Annotated in this window: 19 protein-coding genes; 9 read left to right on the top strand and 10 right to left on the bottom strand. The window is 42.2% G+C overall.

The features are described from left to right. The first annotated feature begins 9 nt into the window (after positions 1-9). The 3 genes from A3775_RS19610 to A3775_RS19600 are packed head-to-tail and all read left to right on the top strand — an operon-like array spanning position 10 to position 1,928. Positions 10-1,188 (top strand): NAD(P)/FAD-dependent oxidoreductase, encoded by a 1,179-nt coding sequence (locus A3775_RS19610; protein WP_066426385.1) that lies wholly within the window; start codon positions 10-12, stop codon positions 1,186-1,188. 58 nt (positions 1,189-1,246) lie between these two features. Next, positions 1,247-1,546 (top strand): type II toxin-antitoxin system HigB family toxin, encoded by a 300-nt coding sequence (locus A3775_RS19605; RefSeq protein WP_066378571.1) that lies wholly within the window; start codon positions 1,247-1,249, stop codon positions 1,544-1,546. After that, positions 1,530-1,928, top strand: a complete 399-nt coding sequence (locus A3775_RS19600; protein ID WP_066378574.1) for a type II toxin-antitoxin system HigA family antitoxin — start codon at positions 1,530-1,532, stop codon at positions 1,926-1,928. The genes A3775_RS19605 and A3775_RS19600 overlap by 17 nt, the downstream gene beginning before the upstream one ends. A gap of 158 nt (positions 1,929-2,086) precedes the next feature. Here the strand turns inward: A3775_RS19600 and leuD are convergent, their stop codons facing one another. From leuD to A3775_RS19575, 5 genes are all read right to left on the bottom strand, one after another. After that, positions 2,087-2,695, bottom strand: a complete 609-nt coding sequence (gene leuD / locus A3775_RS19595) for a 3-isopropylmalate dehydratase small subunit (RefSeq protein ID WP_066378575.1) — start codon at positions 2,693-2,695, stop codon at positions 2,087-2,089. Positions 2,696-2,807: 112 nt separating this feature from the next. Continuing rightward, complete coding sequence (gene leuC, locus A3775_RS19590; protein WP_066378576.1) at positions 2,808-4,211, bottom strand: 3-isopropylmalate dehydratase large subunit; 1,404 nt, start codon at positions 4,209-4,211, stop codon at positions 2,808-2,810. A gap of 171 nt (positions 4,212-4,382) precedes the next feature. Beyond that, complete coding sequence (locus A3775_RS19585) at positions 4,383-5,231, bottom strand: DUF1206 domain-containing protein (protein WP_066378585.1); 849 nt, start codon at positions 5,229-5,231, stop codon at positions 4,383-4,385. Positions 5,232-5,299: 68 nt separating this feature from the next. Further along, the gene (locus A3775_RS19580) at positions 5,300-5,902 is read right to left on the bottom strand and encodes a DedA family protein (protein ID WP_066378679.1); all 603 of its coding nucleotides are present in this window, start codon (positions 5,900-5,902) and stop codon (positions 5,300-5,302) included. Positions 5,903-6,230: 328 nt separating this feature from the next. Then, positions 6,231-8,096 carry a DUF1565 domain-containing protein gene (locus tag A3775_RS19575; RefSeq protein ID WP_066378586.1) on the bottom strand — a complete coding sequence of 622 codons (1,866 nt, stop codon included), beginning with the start codon at positions 8,094-8,096 and terminating at the stop codon, positions 6,231-6,233. Positions 8,097-8,318: 222 nt separating this feature from the next. On the opposite strand from A3775_RS19575, the gene A3775_RS19570 reads away from it, so the two are divergent. Together A3775_RS19570 and thiS are read left to right on the top strand one after the other, a co-directional pair. After that, positions 8,319-9,470 (top strand): thiamine phosphate synthase, encoded by a 1,152-nt coding sequence (locus A3775_RS19570; RefSeq protein ID WP_369817223.1) that lies wholly within the window; start codon positions 8,319-8,321, stop codon positions 9,468-9,470. Between the two features lie 18 nt (positions 9,471-9,488). Beyond that, positions 9,489-9,701 carry a sulfur carrier protein ThiS gene (gene thiS / locus A3775_RS19565; RefSeq protein ID WP_066378588.1) on the top strand — a complete coding sequence of 71 codons (213 nt, stop codon included), beginning with the start codon at positions 9,489-9,491 and terminating at the stop codon, positions 9,699-9,701. A gap of 94 nt (positions 9,702-9,795) precedes the next feature. Here thiS and A3775_RS19560 read toward each other — a convergent pair whose 3' ends face one another. Continuing rightward, positions 9,796-11,013 (bottom strand): glycosyltransferase family 4 protein, encoded by a 1,218-nt coding sequence (locus A3775_RS19560; protein WP_066426489.1) that lies wholly within the window; start codon positions 11,011-11,013, stop codon positions 9,796-9,798. Positions 11,014-12,370: 1,357 nt separating this feature from the next. Between A3775_RS19560 and A3775_RS19555 the strand changes: the two genes are divergently transcribed. Next, on the top strand, positions 12,371-13,342 hold the full coding sequence (locus tag A3775_RS19555) for a DUF1517 domain-containing protein (RefSeq protein ID WP_066378590.1): 972 nt from the start codon (positions 12,371-12,373) through the stop codon (positions 13,340-13,342). A gap of 108 nt (positions 13,343-13,450) precedes the next feature. Here A3775_RS19555 and A3775_RS19550 read toward each other — a convergent pair whose 3' ends face one another. From A3775_RS19550 to A3775_RS19535, 4 genes are all read right to left on the bottom strand, one after another. After that, positions 13,451-13,645, bottom strand: coding sequence for a hypothetical protein (locus A3775_RS19550; RefSeq protein ID WP_066378594.1), 195 nt, complete (start codon positions 13,643-13,645; stop codon positions 13,451-13,453). A gap of 363 nt (positions 13,646-14,008) precedes the next feature. Next, positions 14,009-14,713 (bottom strand): hypothetical protein, encoded by a 705-nt coding sequence (locus A3775_RS19545; RefSeq protein WP_066426384.1) that lies wholly within the window; start codon positions 14,711-14,713, stop codon positions 14,009-14,011. Positions 14,714-14,841: 128 nt separating this feature from the next. Continuing rightward, complete coding sequence (locus A3775_RS19540; protein ID WP_066426383.1) at positions 14,842-16,926, bottom strand: S-layer homology domain-containing protein; 2,085 nt, start codon at positions 16,924-16,926, stop codon at positions 14,842-14,844. Positions 16,927-17,092: 166 nt separating this feature from the next. Next, complete coding sequence (locus tag A3775_RS19535; RefSeq protein ID WP_066378600.1) at positions 17,093-17,662, bottom strand: Uma2 family endonuclease; 570 nt, start codon at positions 17,660-17,662, stop codon at positions 17,093-17,095. 279 nt (positions 17,663-17,941) lie between these two features. Here A3775_RS19535 and A3775_RS19530 point away from each other — a divergent pair, with 279 nt between their 5' ends. The 3 genes from A3775_RS19530 to A3775_RS19520 all read left to right on the top strand — a co-directional run. Then, positions 17,942-18,934 carry an ABC transporter ATP-binding protein gene (locus A3775_RS19530; protein WP_066378601.1) on the top strand — a complete coding sequence of 331 codons (993 nt, stop codon included), beginning with the start codon at positions 17,942-17,944 and terminating at the stop codon, positions 18,932-18,934. Continuing rightward, positions 18,935-19,747, top strand: a complete 813-nt coding sequence (locus A3775_RS19525; RefSeq protein WP_066378602.1) for an ABC transporter permease — start codon at positions 18,935-18,937, stop codon at positions 19,745-19,747. A gap of 134 nt (positions 19,748-19,881) precedes the next feature. Then, the coding region (locus A3775_RS19520) for a Gldg family protein (RefSeq protein WP_066426487.1) at positions 19,882-21,168 on the top strand (1,287 nt) is incomplete at its 3' end.

Genomic DNA, 21,168 nt, shown 5'->3' with positions numbered 1-21,168 from the left:
TTAAAAAAAATGCCAAACAAACATATAAATCCCCAATTATTAAGTCAAAAAGTTGCAATTATTGGTGCTGGGCCTGGTGGTTTAGCGGCAGCGATCGCTCTTGCAAATCTGGGTTTGGATGTGCAAGTATATGAAAAAGCTCAAGATTTGCGTCCGGCTGGCACTGGTTTAGGACTATCTCCCAATGGCTTGAATTGTTTAGAAGCCATATCACCAGGAATTATCAACGCCCTCACCAGTTGCGGTTGTCTGGTGCGTCGGGCGGTTGTCAAAAGTATGACGGGAGAAACCATTAAAATTAACCCCACCACCTTCTCAGAGAAATACGGACAGCCTTTGTTAACTGTTTGGTGGTGGCGATTACAGCAAACTCTAGCATCTAGATTACCATCAGCAACTATTCACCTCAATCATCGTTGTATCGGCTTTCAACAAGATGAAGACGGTGTAGAAATCTATTTTGAGCATGGTAAAACAGAATATGCAGACTTGCTCATTGGTGCAGACGGGTTACACTCCGCCGTCAGAGAAACGTTATTTAGCGAGGGTAAGCCGAATTATCTCAGTAGTATGTGTTGGCGTGCCGTCGTTGAATATCATCATGAACTGTTTGATTCCTATGACTTAGTGTTTGTCAAAGGCAATCAACAATTTATGTTTCTGCTGAATGTGGGAGGCGGTTACACCAGTTGGATTAGTCGGAAATTTATACCTAATTATACACTTTCTCAGAATGCAGAGCAAGTCAAGGCAAGGATTCTTGATGAATTAACAGGCTGGGATGAATCGTTTCGGGCGGTGGTGGAAGCCACACCAGCCGGACAAATTTGGGAGGGGCCGATATGCGATCGCCCACCGTTAACCCACTGGAGCAAAAATCGAGTTACACTGTTAGGTGATGCTGCCCACCCCATGGCCCCAGCAATGGCGCAGGGTGCAAACAGCACCTTTGAAGATGTCTGCGAACTACAAGCTTGTTTATCTCAAGCTGCCAGTTTGACAGAAGCTTTAACTACCTACGAACAACGCCGCATTCAACGTACCAGCCTCATTCAAGCCCGTAGTGCAGTAGGTGAGATGCGATACTACGATATCGACGCTGTGAAACAAACCCAAGAACAAGCCGCACCCAGTCATGATAGTTTTCCAGACTGGCTTTATAGTTACAAACCACCTGCTGTGTTATGAAGTTTATTTCTGAATAGATAAAACAAGTATTTTGCTAAATTCTTGAGAGTAACTATAAATGCACGTTATCAGCCGCAGAATTTTGCGGGACTTTTGTCAGGCACACACAGATGTCTGTGATGCGCTTTATGATTGGTACAGGGTAGCCACTAAAGCTGAATGGAAAAATCTGATTGAAGTTCAGGCTATTTATCCAAAAGCAGAAGCGGTTGGTAACTTCACAGTGTTTAATATTAAAGGCAACAACTACCGCTTAATTGTTGATATTGTTTACGAAACTCAAAGAATTTATATTAAATATGTCCTAACTCACGCCGAATATGATAAGGATAAATGGAAAAATGACCCGTATTTTTAATCCTGAATCTTACGGTAAGTTGTTAGCTGAGTATCAACCAAAAACAATTACCACGGAAGAAGAAAATGAACAAGCAATCAAACTGGCTTTAAGCTTAGAACATCGTCCCAATCGTACACCAGAAGAGGAGATGCTGTTGGAACTGCTGGTAACGTTAATTGAGAAGTTTGAGGAAACGCATTACCCTATTCCCCAAGGTACACCCAATTCGATGTTAAGGCATCTCATAGACGCACGCGGCATTACTCCAGAAGCATTAGCTGAGGTAATTGGATCTTTGGAAGTTGTACGAGAAATTATAAATGGCGATCGCACCATAAATCAAGCAGAAGCAAAATTACTGGCGGATTATTTTCATGTAGATGTCAGCTTATTTACATAAATCTAATTATACACATATAGAAATTGAGTTTTAGGTTAGGCTAAACCCTGTAACTGGGTCGCCCCCAGTCAAAAACGCCGTTGTTTGATTAAAGTTTGGTAGGCTAAACATCAGTAGTTTAACGCTACCAATTCTTACATAAAAGTACCGAAATATTGCTAACTCGCAGCCAATTTACCCCAACCGACGTAAGGTAACTTCGCCGCAGTCGTCCGAATTTGCTCAGAATTTGCCACCAACTGACCGCAAGCATCCCAAGCACCGGAAACAAAGGCGGTTCTCGTTCCTTCACTCATGGTGACAGGGGCGGTAAAATCACCTACTTGCACCTGTAAAGTTTCTAAATTCACTGTCACAGGGGTTTGGGGATTAGCTGCAACTAATTCTTGCAGTTGTTTCACCGTCACCGCATCAGCTATTAAACAAGGTACACCGATCGCTACACAATTACCAAAGAAAATTTCCGCAAAGCTTTCACCGATCAGGGCTTGAATACCCCATTTAGATATTGCTTGGGGTGCGTGTTCCCGCGATGAACCACAGCCAAAGTTACGGTTAACAATTAAGATATTCGCGCCTTGATATTGGGGTTGATCAAAGGGATGCTGACCATTTAAAGCGGTGCGATCGTCGATAAACGCCGCTTCACCCAAACCATCAAAAGTAACCGCTTTCAAATACCTCGCGGGGATGATGCGGTCTGTATCAATATCATCACCCACTAAAGGTATACCACGTCCAGAAACTTGTTTAACTTCACTTACCATATCAATTCAAAATTCAAAATTCAAAATTCAAAATTCTTTGCACCAGCGTCACGAAGTCAAGCATGGGTACTGGGGATTGGGGGCTGGATTTTGCCCCCTGTTCCCCTGCCTTTTAGAGTAAGTCGCGCACGTCGGCAACTTCACCTTTAATTGCTGCTGTCGCTACCATTGCGGGACTCATTAGCAGGGTGCGCCCGGAAGCTGAACCTTGTCTACCTTTAAAGTTGCGGTTGGAGGAAGACGCACTAATTTGTCTACCTTCTAGTTTGTCGGGGTTCATTGCCAAACACATGGAACAACCGGGTTCACGCCACTCAAAGCCGGCAGCTTGGAAAATTTTGTCTAATCCTTCCGCTTCTGCGGCTTGTTTGACTCTTTCTGAACCAGGAACTACAAAGGCTTTCACTCCCGCCGCTACACTCCGACCTTGGGCGATTTTCGCTGCTTCTCTTAGGTCGCTGAGTCTGCCGTTTGTGCAGCTACCAATAAAGCAGACATCAATTTTAGTGCCTTTGATGGGTTGACCGGGATATAAATCCATGTAGCGGTAGGCTTCTTCGGCTACGAAGCGGTCTTCTTCTGCTAGTTCTTCCGGTTTGGGTATCAATTGATTTACGCCGATACCTTGTCCGGGGGTAATTCCCCAGGTGACTGTCGGGGGAATATCCTCAGCTTTGAAGACTACAACATCATCATATTCGGCATCGGCATCACTCTTGATTGATTCCCACCAAGTCACTGCTTGCTCCCAGTCTGCACCTTTGGGGGCAAAGTCTCTATTTTTGAGATAATTGTATGTGACTTGATCGGGATTGACATAACCGCATCTAGCACCGCCTTCAATGGCCATGTTGCAGACTGTCATCCTTTCTTCCATGCTCATCTGCTCAAAGGTGGTTCCGGCGTATTCGTAGGCGTAACCTACACCACCTTTTACGCCTAGGGTGCGGATGATGTGTAAAATTACGTCTTTGGCGTAAACGCCAGGGTTAAGCTTGCCGTTAACTTCTACTCTGCGGACTTTGAGTTTAGATAATGCTAAGGTTTGGGAAGCGAGAACATCACGCACTTGGCTAGTACCGATACCAAAGGCGATCGCACCAAACGCCCCATGACTAGAAGTGTGGCTGTCTCCACAAGCAATCGTCATTCCTGGCTGGGTGAGTCCCAATTCTGGGGCGATGACGTGGACTATCCCTTGGTTGCCTGAGCCGATATTATAGAAGGTAATGCTATTTTCTTGGCAGTTGGTTTCTAATGCTTGGATCATTTCTTCCGCCATGCGATCGCTAAAGGGACGCGCTTGATTATCTGTCGGTACGATATGATCCACGGTGGCGACGGTTCGCCCTGGAAATAACACTTTTAGTCCTCTTTCCCGTAACATGGCAAAGGCCTGGGGACTGGTAACTTCATGGATTAGGTGTAGTCCAATAAATAGCTGTGTCAGCCCTGAAGGAAGTGTACCAACAGTATGTAAGTCCCAAACTTTATCAAACAGGGTTCCTTTGCTCATAGGTAAATCGTTAGGTAACGAGTCAGAGTTTTTATCGTATCAAAAAAAGTCTCGGTTTTACTGTTTGGGGTTAGGAGAAAGAGGAGAGGATTTAAACGCAAAGGAGCGCGGAGGTAAACGCAGAGGTACGCGGAGTGGTGAATGTTTCTATTTGGCAGGGTTGGTGAAGGTTTAGGGTGTGTTGCGAATTTGCCGATAGCGGGCTTCTGTTAAGGAATAGATGCCGTATGCGATTAAACCCAAGGCTACTAAGCCTAAAATCCAAGGGCCGAAGGGTTGTTTTCCGAGGGTTGCTAATGCTTCACCTAATCCTTTGGCTTCACTTGCGTCAGATTGATGGGCTGCTTGGATTAAGAATATACCAATAATACTAAAAACGATGCCACGGGCTGCAATGCCAAATCTACCTGCGCGTTTTGCCCAGATTCGCTCTTTGATAGACATTTCTTGCATTTTCAAGTGACGGAGAAATTTACATTTATATGCTTTGTATAGGTAATAAATACCAACACCAATCACGATTACGCCCACTAATCCCACTAGAAATCTTCCAAAGGGTTGAGCTAGCAATTTTGCTGTCCAGTCTTCAGTTGAATTACGATTACTACTACCCACTCCCATAATTAGCTGTACTGCTGCTAATGCTAAACCTGCATAAGCTAAAGCACTGAATGTATAGCCTAAACGTTTGGCTATTTGTTTTTTACCTGTTTGACGGGAGCTTTCTGGGTTAAAAATCGCCTGTACTAAACGCCAAAGTACGTAACCAATCAAACCAACTGTCAGAATACTTAATAAAAATTTTCCGAAGGGTTGGGAGACAATTGTTCTGAGTGCGCCACTGGTATCGGTAGTTCTACCACCCAGTCCAAATGCTGCTTGTGCTGCCAGGAAACCTACAACAAAATAAACTACTCCTTTGGCAGCATAACCCAATCTCGCTAAACGCTCAAATACAGGATGAGCAACTGCTTGTTTGACTGGTTTTTGAATATTAGAAGGTAAGTTATTTCTTGTCATGTTTTTAATATTTTCCTAATACTAATTAGATGGTTTATTCGGGTAAAATGATGAGATATTTGCCTTTTTTATTTTCTTTTTTGTTGCCTCTGCCATAACCACAGTCCAAAACTAATAATAATTATCACTAAGACAACCAGAGAAATAGGACTGAGGTATTGTTTCACTATCTGATAATTTTGTCCTAATATATAGCCGGCATAGCTTAATAAGCCTACCCACAAAACTGTGCCGAATGTTGAGTACAGCAGAAATGGGATTAATGACATTTCTTCTAAGCCAGCCGGAATAGAAATATAAGTACGAATACCAGGAATTAGGCGACCGAAAAAAACTACAGCCCCACCGTAATTTCTAAACCAACGCTTTGATTTATCAAGATCATCCCCAGATAAAGTCAACCATTTACCATACTGATTGACCCATCTTCTTAACCTTTGCTCGCTAACTAACTTGCCTAGATAGTACCAAGGCAATGCACCGATTATTGAGCCTATAGTCCCTGCCAAAATTACCCAAGGCAAGCTTAATTTACCCTGCTGGACAGTGAATCCTGCTAAGGGCATAATTAATTCTGAAGGTATGGGAGGAAAAATATTTTCCAACAACATGAGGAAGGCTATACCCAAATATCCCATCCCAGAAATAATATTAGTAATCCAATCAAGCATAAAGTTTTTATCTACAGGGTAAAATGAAGCCAAGAAATAGCTAATCAAGTTTGCTGATGGCTGCACTTATTGATAATTCTGCTGTTATTGAGGTTTGATTATCACCTGCCGAGTGAGGTAATTTCTGAAAACCAAGGTATTAATATTACAAGCAATACAGGGAGTGGGGAGGCAGGGGAGGCAGGGGAGGCAGGGGAGGCAGGGGAGAGAAACTAATGACCAATGACTAATGACTAATGACTAATGACTAATGACTGAAGTTAATAAAAAGCGATCGCCTGCTAAGATTACAAGCGATCGCTGATATTGATTCCTCAAAGTTATCTAATCAATTCAATGGCTCAACTATACTTCTTAAACCATTATTATTAAGTATTCCCACCATCGCCTCGGCATTATCACGACTGCTAAATACTCCGGCTTGCATGACTCTGCGTCCTTGCCATACTGTGGAAAATGCACCAGGAGCTAAGTATTTTACTAATTCTTGCTCTTGTTCACTCATCGCTACTACTACCACACGATAGCGTAAACCTGCGTTGGTAGATGAATTACCACTATAGTTAGTAGTTTCTGTGCGGTTGGCTGAAACTTTTCGCATATTGCGGGTGTTCCCCAAGGGGATATTCCCACTAGGTACTGGCAAAATGTTAGTATCTCGTGCAGACTCTTCTAATGCAGGTATTGATTGGCTTTGTTGTCTCACTTCAGGTGGCAATGAAACAAAATTTGATTGATTGCTGTTTGGCTGTGGTTGTTCTGGCTGGGGTGCAACAAATTCAATCGTGTTTTTATCTATCTGCACAAAGTTTAGCTGGGCTGTTTGGGCTGGTACGGGTGGTAATGCTGTCGGTTTTCTGGGGGAGACTGGGCGGCGGGTAATTTGTCGATTTCTGTTTGTTGTTCTGTTGGCGATCGCAGCTGATTGTGTTTGATTGTATCTAGGTATAGTCAGGGGTGCGTTGGCTGATGTCAGTGGTGATGTTTGGCTGCGGTTTTGATTTCTGAGTTGATTGTTATTGTCAGCTACACTAGGGGCTATAAAGTCAATTTCGCCATTCTCAGGTATTTGCTCAAGCACTTGATTGTTAGCAGTAGCTACTGATGCGGTTATATTGACTTTACCAGCGAGGCGTTGCTGATTAATCGTGTTACCAACCGCTACAATTTCCTGTTTCGCCGCACTAGCATTAATGTCATAGCGGCGATTATTCCGAAATTGATTACCACCGGGTTCGCTAGCGTTACCCAAATCTGGTATTGCTTGAGCGATCGCAACTAAACCATCTTCTCTACTGCCTTCAATGATATTCTGCCGTAAAATCGGACGAGCGTTAGCTTGAACTATCATCCCTGCACGGTTGTCTTGAATTACATTGCTGACGACTACCGGCGCAGCATTTTGGGTAATATTAATCCCAAAACCTGTTTGTGCAAACACATTTTCTCTTACCTGCCCTTGAGAATTACCACTGATCGTAATACCGTTGGCTCCATTGCGATAAAAGTAATTTTTAGTAATTGTGCTAGCACTATTACCCGCTACCGCTACGCCATCTTGAGTATTGCCTGTAAACGTATTGTCTGCAATGATTGTCTGGCTCGATTCGATCCATACACCATAACCACGGGGGTTAGAGTTCGTTACCGTTACCCCACTTACCCCGGCTTTGTTCGCACCAACAATGGTGACGTTTTGTCCCCCAAAACTACGACTGAGAAATTGTCCACCGCCTTGAATCCTGATCCTTTGTCCTTTATTCTCGGTATCACCTTGAATAAATACACCCGGTTTTAGGATGAGGGGGAAAACTTCTCCTGTATCTGCACTATAAGCACCAGGAGCTAGCTTAATTATTGTATTCGGGGTAGCAACTCGTAATGCTTGGGTAATCGTCCGCCAAGGCGCATTTTCACTACCATTACCTGTGGTGTCATCTCCGGCATTGGGGTTGACAAACAGTACATTAACCTGGGAAAGTGATGTTTCACCCGTAGAACTTTGAGTGGAAACAGTCGGTACTTGAGCAACAACGCTACCAATGTTGATGCTCAGTGAAGTTATCGTGGCTATACTCAAGCTGCATAATATAGATAACCCAAAAACTGGATACCTTGCGAATGCCAAAGCAGTGGGCTGAGTCTGCAAATTGTTTAAATGATGATATTTTGGCGCAAACAGGAAGGAAATCATCTTCACACCACTCCTTAGAAGTAATTATAAATATTCATACTTCCCATATTCAGTATGTCGTTAATGTTATCCGTTCTATTGACCGATTGGCTATTTTGCATACAAAGTAATTAAGGAGGGAACTGGGGATTGGAGACTGGATACTAGGGACTAGGAAAAATTTTCTCGGTACCCAGTACCCAATCCCCAATGCCCAATCCCTGATCCCCAGTACCCAAAACTATGCAAATCGATTATGCAAAAGAAGTTGCAACTATGAAAGAGGTTGGCTATTACGATAAAAACATCACTAATGGGGTTGTTGTAATGGTCGAGCCATACAGCCAACAAAAGCAAATTCAACAGGTTGTTCACCGTATTTTAGATGCTAATCTAGACCGCGCTCGTGAAGGGTTGCGAATTATAGAAGAATGGTGTCGTTTTGGGTTAAATAACGCCGAAATGGCTGGGGAGTGTAAACACCTACGCCAAGAGGTGGCTATTTGGCACACTGCGGAATTACGCGCCGCCAGAGATACAGCAGGTGATCCCGGTACTGAGTTAAGTCATCCCCAAGAAGAACAACGCTCTAGTATTAAGGCATTGTTACAAGCTAACTTTTGCCGGATTCAAGAAGCTTTCCGGGTGGTGGAGGAATATGGAAAACTCTATCATCCCAATATGGGTAAGGCTTTTAAGCAGATGCGGTATCAGGTTTATACCCTGGAGAGTGATTTAATGGGGTATCAGCGTCATCAACTTTTATGGCGATCGCGTTTATATCTGGTAACATCTCCATCAGCAGATTTATTAAGTATTGTAGAAGCAGCCCTTAAAGGTGGTTTGACTTTGGTACAATACCGCAGTAAAGATGCTGATGATAGTGTGCGTCTGGAAGAAGCTACAAAGCTGCAACAATTGTGTCATGCTTACGGTGCTTTGTTGATTATCAATGACCGCGTAGATTTGGCTATGGCTGTAGATGCAGATGGGGTACACTTAGGACAACAAGATATGCCCATTGCGATCGCTCGTCAATTACTCGGCCCTCAACGTTTGATAGGTCGTTCCACTACCAACTCAGAGGAAATGCAAAAAGCCATTGCTGAAGGTGCAGATTATATTGGTGTAGGGCCTGTGTATGAAACACCGACAAAAGCAGGTAAAGCGGCGGCGGGTTTAGAATACGTGCGTTACGCCGTAAAAAATAGTTCTGTTCCCTGGTTTGCGATTGGGGGCATAGATGTGAATAATATCAATGATGTGATTGATGCAGGAGCAGAAAGGGTAGCAGTAGTGCGATCGCTCATGCAAGCTGAACAACCTACTTTAGTCACCCAATATTTACTCTCCCAACTTAATCGCGTCCAACCAGACAACCCATCAATGTTTTAAGGTGCAAACATCCGGCTTATGTCTCATGAGATTAGCCTTCAGGTAAACGGGGAAACTCGTAGTTGTGCTTCCCTTACCCCGTTACCTGATTTACTCCAACAGTTAGGTTTTAACCCCCGCTTAGTAGCTGTAGAATATAACGGCGAAATTTTACATCGTCAATTCTGGGAACAAACTACAGTACAATCAGGCGATCGTCTCGAAATAGTCACGATTGTCGGTGGAGGTTGAAAAATAGTCATTAGTCATTAGTCATTAGTCATTAGTCATTAGTCATTAGTCATTAGTCATTAGTTATTAGTCATTAGTCATTAGTCATTAGTCATTAGTCAACAGTACCCACATATAAAGAACGGTGTAGAGTTCTACGGTTGGCTAATTCTTTACCTTGGCGGCCTAGTTTTTCCCGCAGTTGTGAGTCTTGAGATAGTTTCTTGAAAGCTTGAAATACTTCATAGCCAGATTTAGGATTAACTAATAGACCGTTTTCTTCATGGCGCACTATGTCCAGTAAAGCACCATGACGAGAAGCAATTACAGGTTTACCAAAGTAACTGGCTTCTAAGTAGACAACCCCAAAGCCTTCTAAACCTCTAGCTTTTTTATCTGCAACGCTCAACATAGCAAAGATATCACAGGCGGCATAATAGGCTGCTAATTCTTGATGAGGTACATATCCAGCAAAGTGTACCCGGTTTTCTACACGCAAGCATTGCGCTAAAGCTTTTAATTCTGCTTCACAGTTACCTTCACCGCAGATGAGATAGTGAACATCAACACCGATAGTTAATAATAGTGGTAAGTTCTCAATCACACGCTCAAAGCTTTTTTGCTTGATTAAACGTCCTACGGAGAGAATGACTATAGACGTTTGGGGAATATTATAAGCCTGACGGATGCGATCGCCTAACTCCTCTAAATTTTTGCTATTGTTTCCCAAACCAAATTTTTCTGGTCTAATTACCGGGTGAATCACATGGGTAGGGGTTGCCAAGCGGAAGGTATTTCTCAGATAATCTTGGGTAGAGGAACTATTACAAACAATGCCGTCGGCACGTTTTAGGGTAAGCTTAAAGAGCGATCGCCATAGAGGATTGCGAATAGCACAAGCTATATCCTGACCATGCAAGTAAATAAAACAGCGCACAGGTAAGATATAACTCAATAATAACAGTGAGGGGAAATCGTAACCGTGACCCCATTCAATATAGCGGTAACGATAGCGAAAATACAGCTTAATTGCGAATACAAATGAGAAGATAAAATTCAAAAGAGGCTGTAAATAACTACCGATAACATTCCCCAAGAAATTTTGCAGATTTAGCCAGCGATACACAGGAAACTGTTGTGCTTTATCAAAAACTTGATCACCCGCACAACTAGCCGCCAAAACAATTACTCTTTCTTGATCTTGAAGACAGCGATTGTAGAGATATTCACCAATTACAGCTTCTTTAGGCAGAAACAGGCGTGATATCACCAAAATATCCGGGGATGCCGTTGTTTCTCTGATGGGGGTTGCTAGTTGCGAGACGTGTTCCATGTTGGTTTCGTGAAATTGAATGCAAATAAGTTCTAGGGTTTCAACTTGCAACTCAGGCAAAGTAACTCATAGGAATTAACTGATTATTTGTCATAAAAACTGACATTTTCTCTTGTCATCGGCTACTGTCTGTTTCCAGCAGCCAGAATCTTTCCTCCATATTGACATTGCAGAAATTCAACGCAGATAGTTCACTATGGTATAAATCTGATAGGTTTTATGACTAAACACTGATATGTAACAAAACTGAAAAACTCGCAGCTTGGCATCAAATTGCGCCAATTTTTTGACTCTTGGTGCATCTGTTATCCCAAATAAAATATTGTCGTTTTATTTACTTCCTCCCCTAATAAACGCCACAATAATTTTTACTGAGTTTTTGATAGATTTCAGTATTTAATTTTCTCCTCTTTTTGATTTTTAGCCAACAATTAGAACCGAAAGATAACCATTTCAGCATTTTTTTGTCAAAAAAATTTACAATCCTTCATGAAACTAGCTAGAGTAGAGATATTTACAGCCTTGTTAGACACTCTGTACTACCTAGCACCATTTTCAATCACCTAGGGTGGGCAATTTCCACAAGGTCAAAATAATAGTTTGAGCAAATTTTTCATATTGCCCACCTGAATTTAATTGCAATCAAGCAACTGCTGCAAAGTTTAAGCGAACTTAACCTTATGACGTTATAGCTATATTTTAGAAGAAGAAATATAGAAATGTTGTTGTTAATTATGTGAAGTATTTGTTAATTGTTTGTTGATTTTGTCTCGCTAAGATTTAGGTATTTTGGCAAAAGTGATGCTAAAAAATCCGATTTGTAACTGTAATGAACTCATGAAAAATGCTGTTAAATTTACAAATTATCAACCTTAATTAAAAAAGATGATGATTTAGAAAATCTATTTGATTATTGACAAAAATTTGTACAAATCGAAAAATTTAATTACCTATTTCCTATACCTGTAAGGGTTGAGCAATGGGAAACTCCTACTTTTTTTACATAAAAAAATATCTGAAAATCCTGAAGTTGCTCCCAATGCTGACTCATCTCCCCCTACACCCGCGTTAAGAGCAACCGCACAGACTTGGGGAGGGGTAATCATTAATTAATTCCAAAGTTCCTTCAAAGGGCTGAAATTCTGAGGTACGGTTATCCACTACAGAAATCCCCCTTCAGTTGACTGCTGACCCAAGTTAAGACGCGGTAGATTGGATATGTAGCCAAAAATATGAGCGTACATAAAGCTACTACCAATCAAAGACTGCTGATTACGGGCTGGTATCACTTACCCACCTCAACGCTCTGACAAGAGAAAAATAATTAAAGAATATCGTTTTTCATGCAACTGTGATTATGCCTAAAAAAAGACCACTCTCTATCAAACCTTTGTTAAAAACCTTTGTCACCCTAGGCTTGGTGTTGACATTGGTATTTAGTCACGCTGATGGTGCATTAGCAGCCCGTAGTGGTGGCAGAATTGGCGGTGGTGGGTTTAGAGCGCCTAGCCGCACTTACAACCCCCGCCCCTATGCACCTCCTGGTGGTGGATACTCTACACCTTATCCTGGTGGTGGTTTTGGCTTTCCTTTCTTGATTCCTTTCTGGGGTATTGGGGGAGGTTTTGGGGGTTTGTTTACGATTTTAATTTTTATTGCGATCGCTAACTTCTTAATGCAAACTTTCCGCCGTGTCTCCAGTGGTGGAGGTGAAGAAGTCGCCTACAGCAGCAACCCCACTGTCAGCGTAGCGCGTTTGCAAGTTGGGTTATTAGCACAAGCCCGTGATTTGCAACCAGAACTCAACCGCATCGCTGAAACTGCTGATACCAATTCCCCAGAAGGGCGCACCGAAGTGCTACAAGAAGCTAGTTTAGCTTTGCTGCGTCACCCTGAATATTGGGTATATGCTGGTGCTGGTACACAACAAGCAAAATTAACTTCGGCTGAATCTCAGTTTAACCGTCTAGCACTGGCAGAACGTAGCAAGTTTAGCGAAGAAACTTTGTCTAACGTCAATAACCAACTCAAAGCAGCCCAAGCGCAAGAAGCTTTACCTGCATCTGGTGAACTCGATAACCCCACCCGTTTATTTAGTGAAGGCCCTGGGGAATATATTATTGTGACGTTATTGGCGGCAACTTTGGGTAAGCTTGAACTTCCTACTGTCAACAATACTGATGATTTGCGTCAAGCTTTGCGACAAATGGGTAGCATTCCGGCTGATCAACTTTTGGCTATTGAAGTGCTTTGGACACCTCAAGCTGAAGGTGATACTCTTACCTCTGATGATTTGTTAGCTGAGTATCCTGATTTGACTCTGGTTTAGAGTTTGTCTGTGAACATTAGAGACGTTGCATGCAACGTCTCTACATAATTTATTGGGTGCAACTTCATTTAAAATTGGTATGAATACTTGCAGGTCGTATATTTTTATCTATCTTCTCAAACTAATTTCTGTAGTCTTCATCTGAAATACCACAATCCTAGATAAATCAACTTCCGGTTCTTCCGGGGTGTATGGTTGATTTTGGGCTTGTTGAATGATTGAGCCTAAGATGAATATAGCTAGCATGACAAAAATTAAGACGAAGGCACGTATAAATATATTGCTAGGACGATTTTGCTGCATATTTCTGCTGTAATGCCTTCCATAGTCGCTAGTCCTAACATAATCTTCTCTGATGAGAATTGAAGACTCTCAAAAGTTAGAAATACTTTGGTGGTAACATCAGCCTTTGAGAATATTTATGCCAAAAATTATGCAGGTTGTAAATTTTTTTTGAGAAATTAACTCTATATAATTAGTGTAGTAGTAAGATGATGATTTGAGTTGAAAATATATTGATAAATTACATATTGAAAAACTGTAATTTAACAAAAATATAACAACAGCAAAATATATTAATTCTCTAGCTGGTAGGCACAATTAACAGTTTAGTCAGTGTTTACTTACAAAGGGAATGCAAGCGATCGCCTCCCCGATCAATTAAGATCAGAGGTGATCGCCGGAGAAGGCTTTGAGTTTTGAGGTAAAGGATTCACAGCGATCGCTACTGCTTGGGGTAAACTGCCCAATGGGTGGATGATTCACGGACACCGGCAGAGATTTCGGTTGTGGGCTGGGCTGAGGAGGTGCGGAGGAATTGAACCTGGGTGTGATAGTAGACACGCCGACACCTACACCAGAAGCCACTAATGTCCTTTCTGCTGGCTGGGCGGCTTCTTGGTTAACAGCTTCTGGGGATGGAAGATTAATTAGCTGTAAGGATTGAGAGTGATTGATTTCCTGTGGATGCTCAACATGATCTGGTAAAGCTGGAGTTACCTGATATTCCTGATGATAACTCTTGGTTTTCTGAGAGATAATTGGTTGGCGGGCAAATGGTAGGGCTGGTGCCGTGGAATCAGTTAAGCTTTCCGGGAATTTGCTACAAATCAAACGCTCAAATTCCATATTAAAATGATAAATCGCCTGACCTCGGCGATGCCAAAATGCCAAGATTTGCTGGACGGAAATACCTTTATAGCGTCCTTGATACAGGGCTTCGATCACGGCGAGATGCAACCAATCAGGTGGATATAGTTTTTGCCAACGATGAATTAGTTCAGTAGCACTATAGCCACTGAGGTCAAAACTATAATGAATCAGTAGAGAGGCTGCTAATTTGGCGAAAGTTTGGGGTAATGATGTTGACATGGGAGTTTTGGCTGCTGGCAAGAGGTATAAACTATTTACCCATCAGACATAGCCTAGCGTGTTTTTAACTGTAGGATTTATTACCTAAAGTTGCCAAGTTGATAGACAGTGTTTCTCATTTTACTTGGTCAACTGCCAGGTGTCGAAATAATATAGGGTGAATTAATACTTGGTGCTTGTTGAATCGCTACTAAGGCTTGATAAACCATGACGGCGACTTCTGCCCGTGTTGCTGCCCGTGTGGGGATGAGTTGTTGGGGATTGGGATAGTTGGCAACGATTCTTGTTTGTGTTGCGGTGGCTACTGCCTTACGGGCATATTCGGGGATCGTATTACTATCAGTGTAAATGAGTAAGCGATTGCTATCAACTGCCGGTAGAGCTAGTCCGTTGACTAGAGAAACAATCACCTGTAGTCTCTGCACATTTTGCTGAGGGCGAAAAGTGCGATCGCTAAATCCACTGACAAAGCCACCAGTCGCCGCAATTTGTAAAGCCTGATAAGCCCAAAAGTCCTGGGGAACATCAGTAAAATTAATTGGTGGACGTTTGGGAGTCGGGTTAAAAGCCACAGCCACCATTGCCGCATACTGGGCGCGAGTCATGGGTTGATTGGGTTGGTAACTACCATCGGCAAAACCATGAGTGATCCCCATATTGGCTAAACCCCGAATAAATGGCTCTGCCCAATGTCCGTTTAAGTCGGTGAAGGCAGGAAGCTCGACTTCTGGGTGAATAATATAAGGAGAAGCGATCGCTGGTTCTTGGCCAGTAGCGACCAAGGCTTGATAAATTAAACTTGCCACCTCAGCGCGGGTGATATCTCGCAGAGGTTCTATGTAGCGAGTGTCGGGATAGTTGACAACCAGCTTTTTTGCGGTGGCGGTGGCGACAGCATTAGTTGCATAACTGGGAATTTGGGCGCGATCGCCATATACACTTAAGACATTCGCACTACCACCCGTCAATTTTAAGCCATTAACCACAGAAACTATAGCTTGCACCTTAGTTAAATTTTGTCCTGGTCGAAATGTACCATCAGGAAAGCCACTAATAAACCCCATCTGTGCAGCCTGTTTAATGGCTGATGCCGCCCAAAAATTTGATTTAACATCCTTAAATTGGGTTAGTTGATTATTAGCAGGTAAATTAAAAGTCTTAGCAATCAACGCCGCATACTGGGCGCGGGTGATGGGTGAATTAGGGGCAAAAGTCCCGTCAGGAAAACCGCTAATGATACCTTTGTTTACCAACGCTTCCACAAACGCCCCAGCCCAATGTCCTGCTAAGTCAATAAACTTAGTATTAGCTAACTGTACAGGATTATCCGTTGTCACCGACACAAAATCAACCTGTCCCTTGACTTGGGTAGGATTTAACTGATTGCCTACAGAAATTAACGGCTGTGAGGTGGTATTTTGTAAATCAAATTCGCCATTGTCATTAAAAATATTTCCCGCCGCATCTTGGGAGTTACCCAAATCAGGCAAGGCGTTATCTTTGATTAACAAACCACCTTGGGCATTTTTGACAATCAGATTTTGACGCAATACCGGGCAGGCGTTCCGCGAAAGAGCGATCGCTGTGCGATTATCAGTTAATTTATTATGGGCAACTAAAGGCGCAGCAAAATCACTCAACACTATGCCCAAAGGTTGCTTTTGAAACACATTCCGCAATACTTCGCCTTTACTATTGCGTGCCATGAACAAACCACTAGCGGCATTCTGCACAAATACATTATCTATAATTACAGGTTTAGCAGTACCGCTAATAAATACACCTTCTCGACTGCATTGAGTAAAAGTATTATGAGCTATATTAGGTCTTGTTGATTCAATCCAAACTCCAGTACCTTTAGTTACAGGATTAGTAACAGTTACACCCCGAAGACTACTATTATTTAATAAAAGTAAGGTGACATTCTGCACCCCAAAACTAGGGCTTTGATATTCCCCACTCCCAGAAATTACAATTCCCCCACCTTTGTTAGTTTCGTTACCTATCACAGTCACCCCGTCAGGAATTATCAGGGGAAACCTTTCTCCACTAGCACTGTTATAATTTCCCGGTGCCAGTTGAATAATTACAGGCGGACTGACTTTTAAAGCCTGGAGGATGGTTTTTAACGGACTTTGCCGAGAACCTGTATGAGTATCTTTTCCGGTAATGGGGTTGACATAGACTGTAGTAATGGGAGTCGGATTTACCATTGATTCTTAAACAGCAATTGTTTAAATTCAAATTATTTTAAACAACCCTAGTTATAGCAGAATCAAAGCCTGTCGGGTATCTAGGTATATAATTTATGTTTTATAAATTACAATCTCGTTGGGGATAGATCCCCGACTCTTGGATAAGTCGGGGATCTAAAATTCGTTATATATTGATGACATCTTCGTAGATTTCAGCCATTGTAAGCGTTAATCCTACTGAGTTTAAGTTTAAATCATCTGTTTGTCCTAACGTTTCTAATAACCAATTGCCTCGACTATCTCGACGATAAACTTCTATTTTGAGTTCATCTTGGGAAACTAAAACATATTCTTGTAAACTTTCTAAATTGCGGTAATTAACAAGTTTTTCGCGTCTATCTATAGTTTCTGTACTGGGTGATAGCACTTCGATAATTAAACAAGGATAATTTAGATAAAAACGGTCTTTATCTTCTCGGTCACAGGTGACTGTAACATCAGGATAGTAAAATAAATTTTTGCCTTCACTAGCTAGATTGATTTTGATTTTCATGTCAGCCATGAAGACACTACAGGAACTACCCCGCAAATGGGAACGTAGTCTTGAGTAAATATTCCCTGCTATCAAATTATGTTCTTTGCTACCGCCAGACATAGCAAAGATTTGTCCACCGAGGTATTCGTGACGCAGTTCGCTAGATTTTTCTAGTTCTAGGTATTCATCGACGGTGAACAGGTTGATGGGCGATCGCATGGTTTCACCTTATGCAATACTAGCTTTACTTTCTATTATGTTGGGTGTCACATTAGTCAGGTGCGTCAGATGTTAAAAATTGGTTCATGTTTAGATGATTTATTCTGACGCACCCTACAAGAGAGTCAGAAATCCGGGAGAAAATGTCAAATAGCAATTTCTGGGAGATTGGCAACTTGTATGAGATTTCACGCGTCAACATCGTAGCTGAAGCCAGAGTATCGGTAAAATGTCAATATTGTTGAGTACCCTAGTCAAGTTGCGATCGCCAGGAAACCGATGATTGAAGTTGAACATCTGAGTAAAACCTACGGTTCCACCCCTGCGATTACTGATGTGACTTTTAATGTCGAACCAGGGGAGATTTTAGGATTTTTGGGGCCTAATGGTGCTGGTAAAACTACTACTATGCGAATTTTGGCGGGTTATTTACCTGCAAGTGGTGGTACTGCGAAAATTGCAGGTTTTGATGTGCATGATGACTCTCTAGCTGTGCGTCAACGCATTGGTTATTTACCAGAAACCCCACCGTTGTACACAGAGATGACGGTGGAGGGATTTTTGCATTTTGTCGCCCATATTAAAGGTATACCAGCCGGCGATCGCCCGCAAAAAGTAGACGCAGCCCTCAAACGCTGTAACCTCGCAGAAAAACGCCAAGTTCTGATTCGCAAATTATCTAAAGGATATCGTCAACGAGTTGGTATTGCTCAGGCGATCGTTCATGACCCACCAGCGATTATATTAGATGAACCCACTGTAGGACTTGATCCCCGGCAAATCATCGAGGTACGCAACTTAATTAAAAGTCTCGCCGGTACACATACCATTATTCTCTCTACTCACATTCTCCCAGAAGTTAGTATGACCTGTAGCCGGGTTGCGATCATTAATCGGGGTAAGGTCGTCGCTACTAACACACCAGAAAATTTGATGACACAGTTGACAGGTGGCTCAGGGTATGAATTAGAAATTGAAGGAGAAGCAGCCCTAGCCAAACAAGTCTTACAAAAGATAGGGGGTGTGAGTCTGGTAGAATCTGTACCGGGAAGTCATCCCAGAGACAACCGCAGTTACTTGCGGGTGCTTGCACAACCAGGAAGCGAACCTGGAAAAGATATTGTTGCAACTTTAGTACATTCTGGGTTTAGTTTGCATGAAATGCGACGGATTAGTGCGACATTAGAAGATGTCTTCTTGCAACTGACGACAGAAGAAAAGAACCTGACAAACTTGAGTGACTCACCAGCCAATGAAGGAGAAGCAGCGTAAATGGGTATAGTTTTCAGCAATATTATTGCCATTTATCGCCGGGAGTTACAGAGTTATTTTGTCTCACCTCTAGCTTATGCGATCGCTGGTGTATTTTGGTTTCTCGCTGGGTTATTCTTAGTGATGATTTTACTAGGCCCAGAAGGGATTTTACCATCAGTCACCTTCTTAGATTTACAAGCCCAACAATTAGGCGTACCAGTTCCGCCTGTTGATGTCCCCTATGAATTTGTGCGAGCATTTTTAGACAGACTCGGTTGGCTATTGTTATTTATTCTACCAATCTTATCAATGGGGCTGTACGCCGAAGAACGCAAGCGGGGAACATTAGAACTTTTAGCTACCTCACCCGTCACCAACTGGGCGGTAGCAGTCGGGAAATTATTAGGAGTGGTGACATTCTTCATCACCTTGATTTTACCATTAGTTGTGTTTGAGGCGATCGCCATCAGTGGGTCTAATCCGCCCATGTCACCCACAATTCCCTTAGTCGGACATTTAGGCTTAATCTTATTAGCAGCCTCAATTCTCTCCTTGGGAATGTTTATTTCCTCCTTAACAGACAGTACAATTCTCTCGGCTGTCTTCACCTTCGCCCTAGTTTTATTACTGTTATTCGTTGATTTAATCGGTAAAAATATCGGCGGAAACATCGGAGAAGCTGTCGGATATTTATCAATTCTCAAACATTACAACACCCTAATACAAGGCATTTTTGATAGTAGTGCCTTAATTTTATTTGCTAGTTACATTTTCTTAGGTATTTTTCTCACAGCCCAATCAATTGATGCGCTAAGATTCCAACGTAATTAGTTATGAGGTTAGGGACAAGTAAATTCAAAATTAAAAATTCAAAATGAAATAAATTTTTACAAGAATTATTTACTTTTGAGTTTTGACTTGTCTATGCGCCATGACTAATAACTAATGACTAATAACTAAATAATATGAAAACTATCCCACAAAAAAAACTTTGGAAATATTTATTTTGGTTAGGCCCTTTTTTCAGTGTTGCGGGTTTAACGGCTGGCTTAGTGTCAGAAACATGGGGTATAATTCCCCTAGTGTTTCTGATTGTCGGAATTGTCATCAGTGGCTTGTGGGTAGTATGGCAAAGCCAACGCAGTCAATGGTGGCAAAAACGTTCTACCCAAGCTAGTGCTAACGCCATAGTTGCAACTTTGGCGGTATTAGTAATTTTGGGATTAATTAACTTTTTAGGTACTCGTTACCAACTGCGGACAGACTTAACAGAAACCCAGTTATTTACCCTCTCCCCCCAATCACAAGAATTAGTCCGTAACCTCAAACAACCTGTTAAAATATGGGTGTTTGATGTAATTCAAAATCCCCAAGATAGGGAACTACTGCAAAATTATCGCCGCAAAAGCTCAGACTTTCAATTTGAATATGTTGATCCCCAAAGTAGACCAGGATTAGCAGAGAAATTTGGTGTTAAAGATTATGGGGAAGTTTACCTAGAATCTGGAGATAGACGGCAATTAGTACAATCAGTTAATGTTAATGAACGGCTGTCAGAAATTAGGTTAACAAATAAACTACAACAAATCACAAGCGATCGCACAGCTAAAGTTTACTTCCTTCAAGGTCATGGCGAACACGCAATTGAAGGTAATGAAAGTGCAATTTCCCAAGCAGTGCAAGCATTAGGTGATAGAAATTACAACTCATCACCCTTAAATCTCACAGAAACTAACAAAGTTCCCGATGATGCAGACGTTGTAGTTATAGCCGGGCCAAAACGCGCATTATTTGACGCTGAGGTAACAGTTTTACAAGACTATCTTAATCGTGGTGGTAACGCCCTATTAATGATAGACCCCAGTACCGACCCCAATCTTAACAGTTTGCTTCAAGAGTGGGGAGTGCGTCTAGATGATCGTTTAGCTGTCGATGTCTCTGGTGCAGGTGTAGGACTAGGCCCTGCTGCACCTATCATTACAGATTATGGTCAACACCCAATTACTAAAGACTTTGGTAATGGCATTTCATTTTATCGCCTAGCCAGACCTTTGGAAGTTACCCCAGTTGAAGGCGTTCAATCTACACCCCTGCTACAAACTAAAGCTTATCCTAATAGCTGGGCGGAAAGCGACCTACAAAGCGAACAATTAGAGTTTAACCCCGAAAAAGACCTGAAAGGGCCTTTAACGTTAGGTGTGGCTTTAACCAGAAAATTACCAGCAACTCAAGCAACAGCTACACCCACAGCG

Source organism: Anabaena sp. 4-3 (genome assembly GCF_001597745.1).
GTDB lineage: Bacteria > Cyanobacteriota > Cyanobacteriia > Cyanobacteriales > Nostocaceae > Trichormus.
This window is presented reverse-complemented; position numbering and strand designations above follow the sequence as displayed.